Annotated in this window: 10 protein-coding genes; 4 read left to right on the top strand and 6 right to left on the bottom strand. The window is 53.7% G+C overall.

What is annotated here, in order from left to right; genetic code table 11:
• Positions 1 to 85: 85 nt before the first annotated feature.
• From F1728_RS20140 to F1728_RS20150, 3 genes are read left to right on the top strand one after another with little or no spacing between them, the layout of a single operon-like run.
• A complete protein-coding gene (locus F1728_RS20140; RefSeq protein WP_155365578.1) occupies positions 86 to 2,041 on the top strand; it encodes an efflux RND transporter periplasmic adaptor subunit in 1,956 nt (651 codons plus the stop codon).
• Complete coding sequence (locus tag F1728_RS20145; protein ID WP_155365579.1) at positions 2,038 to 5,559, top strand: efflux RND transporter permease subunit; 3,522 nt, start codon at positions 2,038 to 2,040, stop codon at positions 5,557 to 5,559. Before F1728_RS20140 ends, F1728_RS20145 begins: the two co-directional genes overlap by 4 nt.
• Positions 5,560 to 5,594: 35 nt before the next feature.
• Complete coding sequence (locus F1728_RS20150; protein WP_155365580.1) at positions 5,595 to 6,059, top strand: hypothetical protein; 465 nt, start codon at positions 5,595 to 5,597, stop codon at positions 6,057 to 6,059.
• A 114-nt stretch (positions 6,060 to 6,173) separates the two neighbouring features.
• On the opposite strand, the gene F1728_RS20155 is transcribed toward F1728_RS20150, so the two are convergent.
• The 6 genes from F1728_RS20155 to F1728_RS20180 all read right to left on the bottom strand — a co-directional run bounded on the left by F1728_RS20155 (position 6,174) and on the right by F1728_RS20180 (position 14,973).
• A complete protein-coding gene (locus F1728_RS20155; protein ID WP_155365581.1) occupies positions 6,174 to 7,145 on the bottom strand; it encodes a cation diffusion facilitator family transporter in 972 nt (323 codons plus the stop codon).
• 166 nt (positions 7,146 to 7,311) lie between these two features.
• Positions 7,312 to 8,673, bottom strand: a complete 1,362-nt coding sequence (gene glnT, locus F1728_RS20160; RefSeq protein WP_155365582.1) for a type III glutamate--ammonia ligase — start codon at positions 8,671 to 8,673, stop codon at positions 7,312 to 7,314.
• A gap of 47 nt (positions 8,674 to 8,720) precedes the next feature.
• On the bottom strand, positions 8,721 to 10,076 hold the full coding sequence (locus F1728_RS20165) for an FMN-binding glutamate synthase family protein (protein WP_155365583.1): 1,356 nt from the start codon (positions 10,074 to 10,076) through the stop codon (positions 8,721 to 8,723).
• Between the two features lie 38 nt (positions 10,077 to 10,114).
• Positions 10,115 to 10,807 (bottom strand): GltB/FmdC/FwdC-like GXGXG domain-containing protein, encoded by a 693-nt coding sequence (locus tag F1728_RS20170; RefSeq protein WP_155365584.1) that lies wholly within the window; start codon positions 10,805 to 10,807, stop codon positions 10,115 to 10,117.
• Positions 10,795 to 11,688, bottom strand: coding sequence for a class II glutamine amidotransferase domain-containing protein (locus tag F1728_RS20175; RefSeq protein ID WP_155367439.1), 894 nt, complete (start codon positions 11,686 to 11,688; stop codon positions 10,795 to 10,797). Before F1728_RS20175 ends, F1728_RS20170 begins: the two co-directional genes overlap by 13 nt.
• Positions 11,689 to 11,847: 159 nt before the next feature.
• A complete protein-coding gene (locus F1728_RS20180) occupies positions 11,848 to 14,973 on the bottom strand; it encodes a DEAD/DEAH box helicase (protein WP_155365585.1) in 3,126 nt (1,041 codons plus the stop codon).
• Between the two features lie 214 nt (positions 14,974 to 15,187).
• Here F1728_RS20180 and F1728_RS20185 point away from each other — a divergent pair, with 214 nt between their 5' ends.
• Positions 15,188 to 16,450 (top strand): sialidase family protein, encoded by a 1,263-nt coding sequence (locus F1728_RS20185; protein WP_155365586.1) that lies wholly within the window; start codon positions 15,188 to 15,190, stop codon positions 16,448 to 16,450.
• Positions 16,451 to 16,753 lie beyond the last annotated feature (303 nt).

Consider the following 16,753-nt stretch of genomic DNA (forward strand, 5'->3'; position numbering starts at 1 on the left):
ACTTTCCATTCCTGCGCATCGATCACAGTCAGATTCATTTTCCCTGAAAATAACCGTTGTCTGTCACGATTCCGTTGAGGTTGAGATGAAAGAATTAAACAGCAAAGAGGCTGTCACGGCTCCCGCAGGAGCTTTTCAGATAAAACAGGAACGCCGCCGCTGGTGGATCCGCCTGCTGGTTCAACCGGCCCTGTTCCTGCTTGCCGGCGCGATCCTGATCGCGGGCCTGGGTGTCGCCCAGCGGATGGGTTTCATTACCGCTGGCGGCGGAGGGCACAGCCATGGATCGACCCTCAGTCAGCTCGTCAAATATATCTGCCCGATGATGTGTACCCCACCCCAGACCGAACCGGGACGCTGCCCGGTCTGTGCCATGGAACTGGTGCCTGCCACCTCGGACTCATCGAAATCAGATTCCCGCGCGGTACAGATCGATCCGGCTGCCCGGCGAATTGCCAATATCCAGACTGCACAGGTGAGCTCCCGTCCGTTAACACAGACAATCAATGCCGTCGGTGAACTCCAATACGATGAAGGAAACCTCAAGACGCTCTCAGCCTATATCGATGGACGGATCGAACACCTCTATGCCGATTTTACCGGTGTGGAAGTGAAGCAGGGAGACAAGCTGGCCTACGTTTATTCGCCACAGCTTTACTCTGCCCAGGTCGAGTTGTTAACCGCGCGGGAAACTGTCAGAGGCAGTAAAGCCACAACACTGGCTGCTGTCCGGGATGCGAACCGGAAGTTATACAGCAGTGCCAGGCAGCGTCTGATCGAATCCGGGATGACCGAAGCCCAGATCAGTACACTGGAATCAACTGGAACCGCCAACAGTCGCATGTATCTCTATGCCCCCATCAGTGGCACCGTGATCGAGAAACGGGCCATCGAAGGGCAGTACGTCAAAGAGGGACAGGTGATTTATCAACTGGCTGATCTCTCGAGTCTCTGGTTGATGCTGGAACTGTTTCCCGAAGACGCTGCCCGCATCCGCTATGGTCAGAAAGTCGAGGCGACCGTACAGTCACAGCCCGATCGAACTTTTTCCGGACGCGTTGCCTTTATCGATCCTCAGGTCGATCCTCAGACTCGAACTGTGAGCGTGCGGATCATGATGCCGAATCCGGATCAGAGTTTGCGTGTTGGTGATTATGCCCGCGCAGCGATTTCTCTACCTGCTGGGGGTAAAGGAAATTCGGGGGGCATCTATGATCCGGAACTGGCGGAGTGCTGGATCTGTCCCCGACATCCGCATGTTATTTCCCACAATTCCGGAACGTGTTCCCTCTCGGGGCAACCGCTGGTTCCGACCTCTCAGTATGGTTACGTTTCGCATACACTGGCTGAGACAGATGCCCTCGCGGTTCCCCGTGATGCCGTCCTGATGGCCGGACAGCATAGTGTGGTCTATGTGGAAACCGAACCGGGACGATTTGAAATCCGAAATGTGGTCCTGGGCCCCACCTGTGGTGACCAGATTGTCATCCTCAAGGGCGTCGCACAGGGTGAGCAGGTGGCAATCCGGGGAAACTTCCTGATCGATTCACAGATGCAGCTGGCTGGGAACCCCTCACTCATCGATCCGACCAGGGCCGAACCGCTGTCGGATCAGAAACAGTCGGAAACGATTCTCGCTGCACTTTCTCAGTTACCGGAGCAGGATCGCAAACTGGCAGAAAAACAGCAGATCTGCCCTGTCACAATGATGTCTCTGGGATCGATGGGAGCGCCCGCCAAAGTGGATCTGAACGGAGAAACTGTTTTCATCTGTTGCGAAGGCTGCCGGGAGAGTCTGCTGGATCGTCCGCGAAAGTATCTCGATATCATCAGGACGGCGGAAGCGACCGGCACTAGCAGCGATTCTGGTTTTGAAAGTGACCTGCCTCCGTTAGAAATGCCACAAATGATCTTACCGGATGACAGCCTGCCTCCCCTGGAAATGCCCATGGAGCTCGAACCCGAACCCCCGGAACAGAAACCGGTAACAGGAGGCGCTCCCCGAACGGCTGCAGGTACAAAACAGGAGGCACGTCAATGATTCGCAGCATTCTCGATTTCTGTATTCACCAGCGGCTCCTGATTCTGATGTTGTCTGTGTCACTCATCGGCTGGGGCTGGTATTCGGCTCAAAATGTACCCATTGATGCGATTCCTGACGTGGGAGAAAATCAGGTGATTGTGCTCGCTGAATGGGCGGGACGCTCTCCCAAAGATGTGGAGGATCAGGTTACATATCCACTCTCCATCGCCCTGCAGGCGGTACCGGGTTCTCGCAGTGTCCGCGGTAAGAGCATGTTCGGTTTCAGTTTCGTCCAGGTCACGTTTGATGACGACGTCGATTTCTACTGGGCCCGCTCTCGTGTCGTAGAGCAACTAACGACCGTCACGGGGTCACTGCCGGAAGGGGTTGTGCCTGCACTCGCTCCCGACGCCACCGCGCTGGGACAGATTTACTACTACGTTCTCGAACCTCCAGCCGACATGGACCTCGCAGAACTCCGCTCGAAGCAGGATTTCTTTATCAAGTATGCCTTGCAGTCAGTGGATGGCGTCGCCGAAGTCGCCTCCATCGGTGGTTATGTGAAACAATACCAGGTCGAAGTCGATCCGGATGAACTGCGTTATCACAACATTCCACTCAGCCAGGTGATCGAATCCGTCAAGGCTTCTAATATCGATGTCGGAGCCAAGACCGTCGAAACCAGCGGCATGGAATTCATCGTTCGCGGAAAAGGGTTTATCGGAGCCGACAAAACCGAACAGGAAACCATTGAGCAGATCAATAATACCGTGATCACGACGACCAGGGGCGTGCCGATTCGGGTCAGCGATGTGGCTCAGGTCCAGACTGGCCCTGCCTTCCGCCGTGGTGCCCTCGATTTGAACGGACAGGAAGCGGTGGGCGGCGTGGTCGTGATGCGCTATGGTGAAAATCCTCGTAAAGTCATTGAGCGGGTTCAGGCAAAAATCGCCTCGCTCGAATCGGAACTGGGAGGGATCAAGATTCAGGGTATCTATGATCGAAGCCAGTTGATAGATGAGACGGTATCCACACTCACCGAAGCGCTGCTTCAGGAAACGGTGATCACAATTGTCGTCATGGTCCTGTTTCTGTTACACGTTCGTGCCAGCATCATTATCGCCATCACACTACCGATGGCCGTGTTGATGTCCTTCATCGCCATGAAAATGTTCGGTGTCGATGCCAATATCATGTCGCTAGCCGGGATTGCGATTGCGATCGGTACCATGGTCGACATGGGAATTATCATTCTGGAAAACATATACGGCAGCCTGGCGGACTGGGAAGCCGAGGGAGCGCCAGGTGGTCCACAACAACGTCTGGCCGTCATTCGCGAATCAGCAGCGGAAGTGATTCCGGCCGTCATTACCGCGGTCAGTACCACGATTATCAGTTTCCTCCCGGTCTTTTTCCTGACGGGCCGCGATCACAGACTGTTTACACCCCTGGCCTGGACCAAATCGTTTGCCCTGATTTCCAGCCTGATTGTCGCCGTGGTGATTCTGCCGATGCTCTGTCGGATTTTCCTGCGCAGTACTCGGATTTCCCGCTGGGTACAACTGGCGGGCGCAGCCGGAGTGGCCTGCCTGACCTCCAGCCTCTGCTGGTTTGTCTGGGGAGACTACATCGCCGATGGATCCACGCTAACCCTGTTTGCTGCAACTCTCTTTGCTGCGGTCGCTGGTTTTCTACTGGGCTGGTGGGTCACCAGCGAAAAGATTCGCTCCATGGAAGAGAATCCCGCCAGTCGTTTCGTCCGGTTTCTTTACGCGGGCCGACTGAAGCTGGCCTTGCAGCATAAGCTGTTAATGCTCTCCCTGCCCGCAGCCATCGTCGTTCTCGGCGCCGGGGCCTGGGTCGGTCTACCAACCGTCTTAAGACCGGTTGAAAAAGTTGTCGAACTGCTTGGAGCGGATCTGAATCAGGTTCCCGGATACGTCGATGTCAAACATGTTTTCACAGGGCTCAAGTCAGACGACTGGATCGCCCTGGATGAAGGGAGCTGGTTTTACATGCCCAGTCTCTATCCGGCAGCCAGCTTCTCGCAGACCATGGAGATCTTGCAGGCCCAGGATACGCTGATCAAAGGGATTCCGGAAGTCGAGCATGTACTGGGTAAAATCGGTCGCGTGGAATCGGCACTCGACCCTGCCCCTGCAGCCATGGTCGAAACCTATGTGATGCTCAAGCCTCGCTCCACATGGCGGGAAGGGATGACCCCGCGCAAGATCTGGGATGAAATCAACCAGGTCGCCACTCTTCCCGGTGTCACGCCCGCTTCTCCTTTGCAGCCCATCGAGGGACGCGTAGTCATGTTGCAGAGCGGGATCAAGGCCTCCATGGCGATCCGGGTTTATGGTGATGATCTGGAAGGTCTCTCCCAGGCTTCCCTGGCTGTCGCAAAACACCTGAAACAGAACCGCTTTGTGAATGCGGGGACCGTCAATCCCGATATTGTGATGGGCAAACCTTACTATGAGTTCGAAGTCGATCGCGAAGAAGCCGCCCGCTACGGCATGACCACCACCATGGTGAATCAGATCGTCTCAGCCGGTCTGGGCGGACTCGATGTCACCACGACCGTGGAAGGTCGCGAACGCTACCCGATTCAGGTTCGCTTTGAACGCAGTGTCCGCAAAGATCTGAAGGACCTGCAGAAGGTATCGGTCGTTACCAGCGCTGGTGATATCGTGCCCCTCGAACGACTGGCGGATGTCACCACTACCTGGGGACCGGGGGCGATCAACAGTGAAGATGCCCGACTCGTGGCGCACGTCGCGTTTTCGCCTTCAGGCGTTTCGGGTGATCTGGAAACTGTAGAACAGGTGATGGCAGATTTGCGTACCGCTCGTGAGTCTGGAGCACTCACATTCCCCGCTGGAAACTTTGAACTGCAGGCCGTGGGCTCTTTTCAAAATCAGATCGAAGCGAACCGCAGACTGATGTGGATCATTCCCACGGTGCTGCTGGTGAACCTGCTGATTATTTATCTCGGCTTCCAGGACTTCGCCATCTCTACCATTGTCTTTTCCGGTATTCCCGTCGCTTTCGCCGGCGGGATGATTGCCGTTGCCTGGATGGGCGTGGATATGAATACCGCGGTCTGGGTTGGCTTCATCGCTCTGTTCGGTATCGCGGTCGACGATGGCGTGGTGATGGCCACTTATATTCAGCAGACACTGAAACGTCAGCCGGTGAATGACATCGTTGATCTGCGAGAAGCGATCTACACCGCCGGTCTCAAACGCATTCGCCCCTGTGTGATGACAACCCTGACCACGATTTTCGCCCTGCTGCCGGTACTGATGTCCGATGGACGAGGGGCAGACGTGGCCCGGGCCATGGCACTTCCGGTTCTGGGGGGAATGCTGGTCGAACCCTTCACCACATTTATCGTTCCAGCCATTTATTGTGCCTATCTCGAATTCAAGTTGAATGCGGGTCTGTCCGTTCAGGCCCAACACCAGAACCTGCCTCAAGTTGGATCACAGAATCCTCAATTTGATCCGGCTTTTAGCGGTCCCGCTTCCTGAGTGGGATCAATATGACTTTTTGAAAGGAGAATCTCATGAAATCATTCCGAACAATGATCGCGTTATCCCTGCTGACTGTTACCGTCTTCGGGGTTCAGCAACTGGTTGAAGCGCAGCAGCCACAAGCAGAAGGGGGGCAGCGAGATCAACTAAGGATCGCGGCCCAGCAGATCTGCCCGGTCTCGGGACAGAAACTGGGAGCGCACGGAAAGCCGATCAAAGTCAAGGTTGGCAAAGAGTCGGTCTACCTCTGCTGTAAAGGTTGTCTGAAAACCAAGGTGAACCCGAAACACTGGTCGACCATTCATACCAACTATGCGAAAGCACAAGGGAAATGCCCGGTCATGAAAAAGCAGCTGCCACAAAAACCGAAATGGACTATCGTTGATGGCCGCATCGTTTATGTCTGCTGCCCTCCCTGTACTAAGAAGATCGACGCTGACCCTCAAACATTTCTGAGTAAGGTCGATGCACTGTATGCAGCCAACCTGCAGAAGTAATTGATTACGGAATTCGTTCAGGATCATTGCAGAAAAGCCCGGGTGTTTCTCTATTGTAACGGGGAACACGCGGGCTTTTTGCTGATGGAGTTAATGATATGACGTAAGCACATTTCAATGCTCGGGAATCACCCGCGTATCATGGCACTGGTTTTCTGCTGCGTCAGCGAATTCGAATTCCAGTGTCGAGTGCTCAATCTGAAATTCGTGTACCAGCAACTCCTTGATCTGCTGCTTGATCGTCTCCATTTTCTCTGCATTCTGTTTCCGGATGACTACATGTGCCTCCAGCGCTGTGTGCTCTTCGTCCAGTTCCCACAGGTGCAGATGGTGGATCTCTTCGATGTCGGCATGCGCTTCGACGCGTTCGACAAGGGCTGGAATATCGAAGTCAGCGGGGGTTCCTTCCATCAGCATCCGCATCGCCTGCGGGAGCATCTTATAGACCTCCCAGAGAATATAACCCGAGATCAGCACCGTAATCAGCGGATCGACCCAGTTCCAGCCGAACCAGATAATCGCCGCTGCACCCACCAGAACCGCGATACTGCCCAACGCATCAACAATGTTATGAAAAAACGCGGCCCGGACATTTAAAGAACCTTTGCTCATCGACCACAACAACAGAGCCGACCCAACGTCGACCACCAGGGCCAGAATCGCGGTATAAGCCATCACCGAACCCATCACGTGCTCGGGTTCGAAAAACCGGGAAATCCCTTCATAAACCAGGTACAGACCTACGATTGCCAGCAGCGTCAGGTTGATCAAAGCACCAATCATCTCGGCCCGTCGATAACCAAAGGTGAACCGTTCGTTGGCTTCCTTTTGAGAAATCCGTCGCGCAATGTAGGCAATCAACAGTGCGTTCGCATCATTGAAATTGTGTGCGGCATCAGACAGCAGCGCCACGCTGCCCGAATAAATTCCCGCGACCACCTGCCCGACTGTCAGCAATTGATTCAGGACGATCGCCCAGATCAGCCGCGAACTGCTCACACCCCGTAGGGAATCCGCATGGGTCAGGCCATGTGAGTGACCTGCGTGATCCTCGCCGGCAGGTTCGTGTTCTGTTGCTTGAGTCATGATCAGCTCAGGTCGTTTCCGTTCCGACAGGTGACAACGGGAAATCGTCAGTCCGGTGACGATCTCTCTTCTCGTTGCACTATAACACATCCTGTTTTCCGAGAAGGACCAGAACACACATTCATATCGATTTTCTGCAAATCACCTTTTACAGACAGTATCGCGATCAGAAAAACGTCAGGTACTCATCAATCTCCCACTGCGTTACCTGGCGATCATAGGTTTCCCATTCCTGGGTTTTCAGTTCGATAAACTCATCGGCGATCACACCCAGGGCTCCTTGAATGACCGTGTCCTGTCGGAGTTCCTGAATCGCCTCCCATAAAGACTGAGGCAGAATCCTGATTCCCTGCTCCAGAATTTCCGCAGGCGTCTTTTCATAGAGATTGCCCAGATTCGGTTCGCCGGGATCGATCTGGTTTTCAATTCCGTCCAGGCCCGCTGCGAGGTAAGCCGCCAGCGCGAGATAAGGGTTGCATCCCGCTGAGACCGTCCGGTCTTCAAAATGCCCGGGCCCCGCGGTCCGAATCATCTGCGTGCGGTTGTTGTCCCCATACGACACAAACGCCGGCGTCCACGTGTATCCGCTCCGGCTGGAATAGAGACCGGAACCAAGCTGCAGCCGTTTATAGCAGTTCACAGTCGGACTCGTGACGGCACACAGGGCCGGCGCATGCTTGAGCACACCGCCAATGAAGTGATACGCCAGTTCCGAACAGCCCAGTCTCCGTTTGTCGGCAGCGTCATCAAACAGGCAGGCCCCTGTTTCCGCATCTGCGAGGTGAAAGTGAACGTGCAATCCGCTGCCCGTCCGATCCGCAAACGGTTTGGGCATGTGCGTAGCGATGGCACCATATTTTTTGGCAATCTGTGACGTCGCCATTTTGAAAAAGGTGATCCGATCCGCAGTAGTCAGCGCATCCTGGTAATCGAAATTGATCTCGTACTGACCATTGCCATCTTCATGGTCGGTCTGATACACGCCCCAGCCCAGCTCATTCAACGCCGTGGTCAGCTCCTGCAGATAATCCATCGCCGGTGCCATCGAGCGGAAGTCGTAACAGGGTTTGGCCAGCGAATCCACACCGTCCGGGTTCCAGGGTGACAGGCTGCCATCCGCGTTCTTTGTCACCAGGAAGTGTTCCGGCTCCATCCCCACATTGAACACATACCCTTTCTGTTTTGCTTCCGCGAGGACCCGTTTCAGGTTGGTCCGCGGGCAAAAAGGATACGACTCCCCATCCACGAACAGGTCCGCAGCGAAGCGGGCCGTGTTCTCTTTCCAGGGGAGCGGCGTGTAGGTGGCGAGATCAATTCGAGCCAGCATGTCATGCGAACTCGGCCCCTGTCCCACGCCCCAGACCGCAGCACCTGCGAAGCCGGCACCCGAGTCGATCATGTCATCGAAACCGGAATAGGGGACCATCTTTACTTTGGCCGAGCCGTGAATATCGACGAACTGAGCGAGCAGAAATTCGATCCCGGCGGTGTTCATGCGGCTCCGGATTGCTTCACGGTCACTCATCATGGTTCCTCATTGTCAGTTGCTGCGCCTGCGGCCCGCGTTTTGTGCGCTTAAACGGAACCAGTGCCCGGAATCCAGCTGGTTCCGGCCAGGGGGACTTTGGCCATCGCCGCTGCTTCAACAGTCAGCGCGGCCAGATCTTCTTTCTCCAGATGATGTACGTTCGACTTGCCGCAGGCCCGTGCCAGGGTCGTCAGCTCCATATTCAGAACCTGCAGATAATTCTTGAGACGCTTCGCCCCGACCTCCGGAATCAACCGGGGTTCGAGTTCGGGATCCTGCGTGGTAATGCCTACCGGGCACTGCCCCGTATGACAGTGATGACAATACCCGGGCGCCGTCCCCAGTTTTGCATAGTCACCGGTGACGTCGACCTCTTCTCCGTCCGCCCGCTGATACGCATGATGGTTACAACCCAGCGCGACGAGCACGCCCTGACCAATCGAAACCGCATCCGCACCCAGTGCGAGCGCCTTGGCGACGTCGGCTCCCGTACGAATCCCTCCCGAAATAATCAGTTGCACTTCACCCAGTACGTTCATATCGCTGAGCGCTTCGACCGCCAGGGGCAACGCAGCGAGGGTTGGAATGCCCGTATGTTCGATGAAGACCTGCTGCGTCGCCGCAGTCCCTCCCTGCATCCCGTCAATCACCACCACATCCGCGCCCGCTTTGACCGCCAGCTTGACGTCCTCCCGCACGCGCGTCGCGCCCATCTTGACGTACACCGGAATCTTCCAGTCGGTGATCTCCCGCAGTTCTTCGATTTTGATTTTCAGATCATCGGGACCCGTCCAGTCCGGATGCCGACACGCCGACCGCTGGTCAATCCCTTCGGGCAGCGTCCGCATCTCTGCCACGCGGGGAGAAACCTTCTGCCCCAGCAGCATTCCGCCGCCCCCGGGTTTCGCGCCCTGGCCGAGTACCATCTCGATCGCATCTGCTTTCCGCAGATCGTTGGGATTGAACCCGTAACGCGAAGGCAGACACTGATAGACTAAAGTCTTCGACGATTCCCGCTCTTCCGGCGTCATTCCGCCGTCGCCCGTCGTCGTGGACGTGCCCATCTGCGTCGCCGCCTGACCCAACGCTTCCTTCACATTCGCAGAGAGCGAGCCAAAACTCATCCCGGCAATGGTGATCGGAATCTCCAGTTCGATCGGCTGCTTCGCATACCGCGTGCCCAGCACCGTTTTCGATTCGCACTTCTCACGGTAACCTTCCAGCGGATACCGCGACGCTGACGCGGAGAGAAAAATCAGATCGTCGAAGCTGGGCACACGCCGTTTCGCACCCATGCCGCGGATCTCGTACAGCCCGTACTCAGCGGCCTGCCGGATGTAAGAGAGGGAATGCTCGTTGAAACTGGCACTCTCTTCGCGTTGAATCGACTTGTCCGAACTCACACTTGCTCTCCGCTGCTGATTTCGTTGCAGTACGTGGTTTAATATTCCTGATGGGCGTCCGCATTCCAGTGATACAGACTGCGGGCCGAACTGACCCGTTTAAATTCGCGGGCGTCATAATTCATCTCCGCCCGGGACAGCAGTTCCGCCACCTTTTCAAAATCGTCTGCCTGCATCTCTTCTTCGCGGGCATCGGCACCCAAACTGTGAATGGATCCGCGGACGTAGATCGTCGCTTCATACAGCGAATCACCCAGATTCGGGCCTGCATCGCCACAGACCACCAGCGTTCCCGCCTGTGCCATGAAGGCAGAGAAGTGACCGACACTCCCCCCGACCACAATCTCGGTCCCTTTCAGCGAAATGCCGCACCGGGAAGAGGCATCCCCTTCAATCACCAGAAGGCCACCATGCCCAGAAGCACCCGCACATTCGGACGCATGTCCTTTCACGCGGACCACGCCCGACATCATGTTCTCCGCGACACTCCAGCCGACGTTTCCGTGAATCGTCACCCGAGCCCGCTGATTCATCCCCGCGATGAAATAGCCCGCGTGCCCCAGGATATCGATCTCCACTTCCTTATCCAGGCCGGCGGCAATGCTGTGCAGACCGTCGGGGTTCAGGATCTCCACCCGCGCGGGGCATTCTTCCAGCAGTTCCCCGTGCAGATACTCGTTGACCTGGCGGACACTCAAGTCGGTTAAATCAAGCTGTTTCAGACTGACCATGAATAAATCTGTTCCGGAGCCGGCTCATACACGTGAGCATGTTTGATATCAGGCAAGTGTGCCAGGGAACGAAATTCCGAACTGACGGCGACATAATCGTCCGTCTCCGCGACCACCGCAGGCTTGCAGGCAAAGGCATCCCGGACGAGCACCAGTTTGTCAGCGGTTGCCATCAGGAAGGTGTAAAAGCCGTCCAGTTCCGCCTGGGCGACTTCGATGGCGGTCTCCAGCGTGTCCCCTTCCCGCATCCGCCATTCCAGAAAACGACAGCCCGCTTCCGTGTCGTTATCCGTTTCAAAGGCGATTCCCAGGCTCTCCAGTTTTCGTCTCACACTGTAAGGGTTCGACAGCGAACCGTTATGCACCAGGCAGAAATCCTCACCGGCTGTAAAGGGATGTGCGTGAGCCGGCGAAACCGCCGATTCGGTCGCCATCCGCGTATGTCCCACAACGTGTGTGCCCACCATTTCCGTAAAGTGGAACCGCCGGGCAATCTCTTCGGGATGCCCTTCGTCTTTGAAGATTTCAATCGCATGTCCTGTCGAGAGCAGATGCACTTCGGGAAACGTCGAATTCAGCCAGGGTTTAAAGATTTCCGGCTGGAGTTCGCTGACGAGTGACGCATGATTTTCGAGAGCGGCGACCGGCGCGGGCAGTCCCAGTTCCTGCTGACAGGATTCAGCCAGCGCCTGCCAGTCAAACTTGCGATCGCGGGTGGAGAGCGCAAACCGTCGGGAGGCAGGCAGTGGACGGTGAAACAGAGCCAGGCCTGCGGAGTCAGGTCCGCGGGTCGCCATGCATTCCAGCATGGGAGTGACGAGTTGTCCCAGACGTTCGCGATCAGCGTCGCGCCTGGCCAAAAAACCGACGATGCCACACACGGACAACAACCCCGGCAAGAGCTCATTTCATGCGAGCGAAACACGAAATGTCAGATTGAAACCGTTCAGGTATTCCACACCCGAAGATACCAGACCGGCCCCCCGGAACCAACTGAACTGTGAGAGATTTGTGATTTTTTTGGGTGGAAGTGTAGAAGACTATCCTACTGCTTGACGTGCCATTTGACGGTAAAGTCTAGCAGGTACGGAATGTTGAAGTCGCCAGATGATGCTCATTGGTCGGTCTCCAGTATGGGAGACATAGTCACAGGGACCTAGGTAGTAATAGGGAGAAGCAAGACCTGAAGAAAGTTTTTTCACTTCACGAACAAATAATAGTGGTGTGTAACCCTGTTTTTTATGGTTGATGTACCGCTGCCCTGTGGGGGATCCGGATGAAGTATTGCTTTGCGATTGCCAGTGAAATAGTTCATGCGAAATTAAATAGTCTTCATACATCGTTGTCGGGGAATACTCTTCTTCCGTTTTTTGTAAAGTGACAAAGAAGGCATCAATCTTTTTATCTTTCAGATGCAATATTCCCTCACGATGGTCTGGCCGATGCGCCAGAGACCAATGCCCTAAACCAACTAGAATTTCATCACGTGTATATTGAGCATGAATAGTTAATGGTCCTGATACTTCAGGAATACGTCCTGCATAATGTGAGGGAGCTTTCTGAAAACAGTAGTCAAGAATTGAGACTAAATCCTGTTTGGCAGACACATTGTCTAATAATCGATTGTGTGACTCTTCAATGTTCCAGCCTAGACCTTCTTTACCCCATAGTGTGACATAGAGCATTTCTAGTGCTTGTTTCTCTTCTTTAGAATACGGCATCAATCCTGATTGGATATGTTTAGTCCAGTATTCGATTTGAGTTGCACAATCAACGTGTATTAACCGACGTAATCCTTTCGCGAGTTGAGTTTCGTCAGAATCAAAAATTGGTTCAATGAGACCTGCTTCTGCGAGCAAACGAGACCAGAGTCCCCGCTTTAATAACTCATCTAGGTTAGTATGTAGATAATCCAAAGCTTCGTGAAGTAATGGACTACGTTCGAGGATTCGTCCTAATTCTTTAATTCGTATGATGATAGTTAGTTTGTTGAGCCGTAATGAATCACGGATATTGTCTAATACACGTTGTTGTGCAACGCGTTCCAATTGAACCACACAACCACTTGGTAAATGAGGGAAACCATGCTCGATTTCGCGATCGAGACGCAGTTCGGGTTTCGTACTGAGTGCACGAAATCTCGATGCAAATTGAAATTCCCGTCGTTGAGCGCCGATGAAATCGAGGATTGTCAAACAATCTTTTTCATCATGGAGACGCATCCCTCGTCCAAATTGTTGAAGAAAGATAGTGAGACTTTCTGTAGGACGAAGAAAAAGAATTGTATCGACTTCAGGAATATCGACCCCTTCGTTATACAAATCGACAACAAAGATAAAGTTGATTTCTCGAGAACGAAGTTGAGCCTGCACTTGGTTTCTTTGGTCATCAGCAGAATCGGCAGTCAACGCAGTTGCAGGGACCCCATGTTCGTTAAAGAATCGAGCCATGAACTCTGCATGAGCTTTACTGACACAAAAACCCAGCCCACGCGAATCCAATGGATTGAGTAGTATTTCGTGTGTTTTTTCTAAAATCAATTGCGCACGGCGATCATTGCCAGTATAAATATGATCCAGATCATCTATCGCATATCCACCTCGTTGCCAGTTCAGATCATCAAGGTTTTCACTATCTGAGACACCAAAGTATTGAAATGGGCAGAGTAATTTGCGATTGATGGCATCAGGTAGCCTGATTTCAGCGCTGGTTCGCCCTCCGAACCATTTTAGGACATCGAGTTGATCGGCCCGCTCTGGTGTTGCGGTCAGACCCAATAGGATATTTGGGCGTACGTGATCCAGTAAACGTTGGTAGCTTGGTGCAGCCGCATGATGAAATTCGTCTACAACGATGTATTCATATTCATCAGTTGGAGATTTCCAAAGTTCACGGGAGTTATAACTCTGAATAGAACAAAATAGATGTTGCTGCTGCGAAGGATCACGACCTCCAACTAAAAGATCCCCAAAGTTCTGATCCCGGAGAACACCGCGAAATGATGCGAGTGCTTGTTTCAGAATTTCTTCCCTGTGGACAATAAACAGTAATGAAGGTTGGCGATCTTCATCTTTGCAGATGCGTGCATAATCGAAGGCGGCTATCATCGTCTTACCCGTTCCAGTAGCGGCAACTACCAGGTGCGTATTTTTCTTTTGGACTTCACGCTCTGCGGCCAGGATGTCCAATATTTCATCTTGAAAAGGGTATGGGCGAATATGAAATGTAGGGAGCATAGATGGATCTGATGAACTCAACCGTTCATTCTTAATGGCAGATCTCAGCCGTTCAGGAGCCTCGCCACTGAATGGCTGGAATTCGTCGTCCTGCCAATATGTCTCAAAGGTTCCCGTGATCTTACCCCAAAGATACGAGAGCTCGTATTGGCTAACCTTGGTTGTCCATTCGAGTCCCTCTGAAAGGGCGGCATTTGAAAGGTTCGCTGAACCTACGTAAGCACTGCCGAAATCGGTATCTCGATGAAAGAGATAAGCCTTGGCATGCAAACGGGTTCGTTTCGTATCATAGCTGACACGAATCTCAGTGTTGGGGAGGTCGCTTAATGCTTCTATTGCCTTTGGATCGGTAGCTCCCATGTAACTAGTGGTAATAACCCGAATGCGGGGACGATCAGGGTGAGGGCTTGAAGCCAATTCTTTTAAGTCATCCAGAATGACACGGAGTCCACTCCATTTCACAAAGGAACAAAGAATATCAACAGAGTCTGCGGTTGATATCTCTTTTTTTAATTGGCTTCCCAAACTGGGGTCCAACCGAGTCCCTGTCAAAAGTGCAGAGCGAGATAAGGGAGTATCAGGGCGATTATCAGGAGTTTTAGGCTCGGTATGATGAATTGCCAGCAGTCGTTCGAGCGGAGTCGCGATACGTAATCGATTTTCCCAATCTCGTCCTAGCTCTTCTGCAAGCAAATTGAGAATACGATCAACCAATCGTTTTTGTTTCTCAGCTGCTTCCTTACCTCTAAATCCAGCAATCCCAGTTGCTAAAACATGTTCCAGGTATTGAGCAATCGCAGTATGGGCATCTTCCGCATCAACATTACCTATCGTAGCGTAGAGACGAGGGTCAGCGATTGTCTTTAGCTGCTCCTTTAATTCTTCAGTGAGAAGTTGTTCATAGAGTCCTGGCTGGAAGCTGTCTGTCATTCTGGTTCCTGATCTCAAGTCATCGTGGTGCCTGCCTCAATGGTTTCCCTATCACTGTAATCAGAAGTCAAGTGATTGACTACCGGATGGAACAAGTCGATCAACGCATAAAAACAAATAATTGCTGAAGTGATTTATCATTGTTTTTAAGTCAATTTCAACGATAAGATGACAGAATGAATTAAGTCATATAAAATTAAAAGAAAGCCCACCCATGTCTCTCAATCGTCGTGATTTCCTCCACACCTCTCTCTGTTCCCTGGCCGCGGCTTCTGCTGCGGGGACGGCTTCGTTGCAGGCTGCGGAATCGAAGCCGTTGATTGGCTCCATTTCGAAAGAAACGCTCTTTCGCAATCGCGATGGGGCCGGCGTCACCTGGTTTCATCCGCGAGGATGTATGATTCCCGGGGCCGAGGGGAACGCGACGTTTCTGTTGAACCTGCAGGAGATTGGCGGCTCGGATTACTTCGGGCAGGTGCACTGGACCGAATCGACGGATCGGGGCAAGACCTGGAAAGAGCCAGCACCCATTGCCGCACTCGGTCGGGATCCGGTCAAGGAACATCCCGGTCTCAAAGCGGGCGTCTGTGATGTGACGCCGCAGTATCATCCGCAGACCGGAACTGTCCTCGCGTTGGGGCACGTCGTCTTCTATCGCGGTCCCCGCTTCGCCCGTGGCGATCAGCTGGCCCGTTACCCTGTCTACGTCACGCGGGGCAAAGACGGCCAGTGGTCGGAACGCAAGATCCTGCAGTGGGATGATCCCCGTGGTGCCGAGATCTATACCAATAATTGTGGACAGCGACTCGTCATGCCCGACGGCGATATCCTGATGTCCTTCACCTTTGGCGCGGGCAAACAGCCCCGCATGGTGGCCGGCGTGCGCTGTGCCTATGATGGCACGGCACTCAAAATTCGTGAAGTCGGTCCGCCCCTGGAGAACAAAGTCGGCCGGGGCCTGCTCGAACCGTCCATCGCCCGCTTTGATAATCAATACTTCATGACGATTCGTGCCGAAGACGGACACGGCTACGTTGCGGTCAGCCCGGATGGCTTGAATTATCAGCGGAAGACCGCCTGGGCGTTTGACGACGGCACGCCAATCGGCATGTCGACCACGCAACAGCACTGGCTCACTCATTCCGATGGACTGTTCCTGGTCTACACTCGTAAAGATGAGACGAATAAAAACATCATCCGCTGGCGATCTCCACTCTGGTTGGCTCAGGTCGATCCGGAAAAACTCTGCCTGATCCGCGACACCGAACGTGTCGCCCTGCCGCTCGTCGGGGATGGCGTGGACGATCCCAACAATGTTGCGCTGATGGGGAACTTCGATGTCACCAACATCAGCCCGGACGAATCGTGTGTGACCGTCGGTGAATGGATGCCGCGGAACAAGGCCAAAGGCGATCTGCTGCTGGGACGCATCCAATGGAATCAGCCCAACCGCAGCGTCCCGGACTTTGTCAGTTAAGACTGACCTGCCGCGGAATCCACCGCAGATAGAGTGCATCCCGTTCCTCCAGCGATTGATAAAGCAGGCTTTCCAGTTCATCCGAAATCCCGGCTGCTTTCGCCAGTTCGACTGTTCCATGGAAAACGAAAATGTCGTTGGGCCCCTGTTCTCCATCCAGTTCAAAACGATCAATGAGAATCTTCAGATCCTCTCGGCTGATCGGTCCCAGATAAGTTGCGATTCCGGCGTCATAGAGATCGAAAATTTCGTCATCGAAGTCATCGAAAATTTCCGGTGGCGAGGTATCGAAAATGCCGGGAT

This window comes from Gimesia benthica, assembly GCF_009720525.1.
Classification (GTDB): Bacteria; Planctomycetota; Planctomycetia; order Planctomycetales; family Planctomycetaceae; genus Gimesia; species Gimesia benthica.

Bases quoted from the DNA above. Each gene is read 5' to 3' on its own strand.
- F1728_RS20140 (WP_155365578.1), top strand. From the start codon at position 86: ATGAAAGAATTAAACAGCAAAGAGGCTGTCACGGCTCCCGCAGGAGCT.
- F1728_RS20145 (WP_155365579.1), top strand. From the start codon at position 2,038: ATGATTCGCAGCATTCTCGATTTCTGTATTCACCAGCGGCTCCTGATT.
- F1728_RS20150 (WP_155365580.1), top strand. From the start codon at position 5,595: ATGAAATCATTCCGAACAATGATCGCGTTATCCCTGCTGACTGTTACC.
- F1728_RS20155 (WP_155365581.1), bottom strand. From the start codon at position 7,145: ATGACTCAAGCAACAGAACACGAACCTGCCGGCGAGGATCACGCAGGT.
- glnT (WP_155365582.1), bottom strand. From the start codon at position 8,673: ATGATGAGTGACCGTGAAGCAATCCGGAGCCGCATGAACACCGCCGGG.
- F1728_RS20170 (WP_155365584.1), bottom strand. From the start codon at position 10,807: ATGGTCAGTCTGAAACAGCTTGATTTAACCGACTTGAGTGTCCGCCAG.
- F1728_RS20180 (WP_155365585.1), bottom strand. From the start codon at position 14,973: ATGACAGACAGCTTCCAGCCAGGACTCTATGAACAACTTCTCACTGAA.
- F1728_RS20185 (WP_155365586.1), top strand. From the start codon at position 15,188: ATGTCTCTCAATCGTCGTGATTTCCTCCACACCTCTCTCTGTTCCCTG.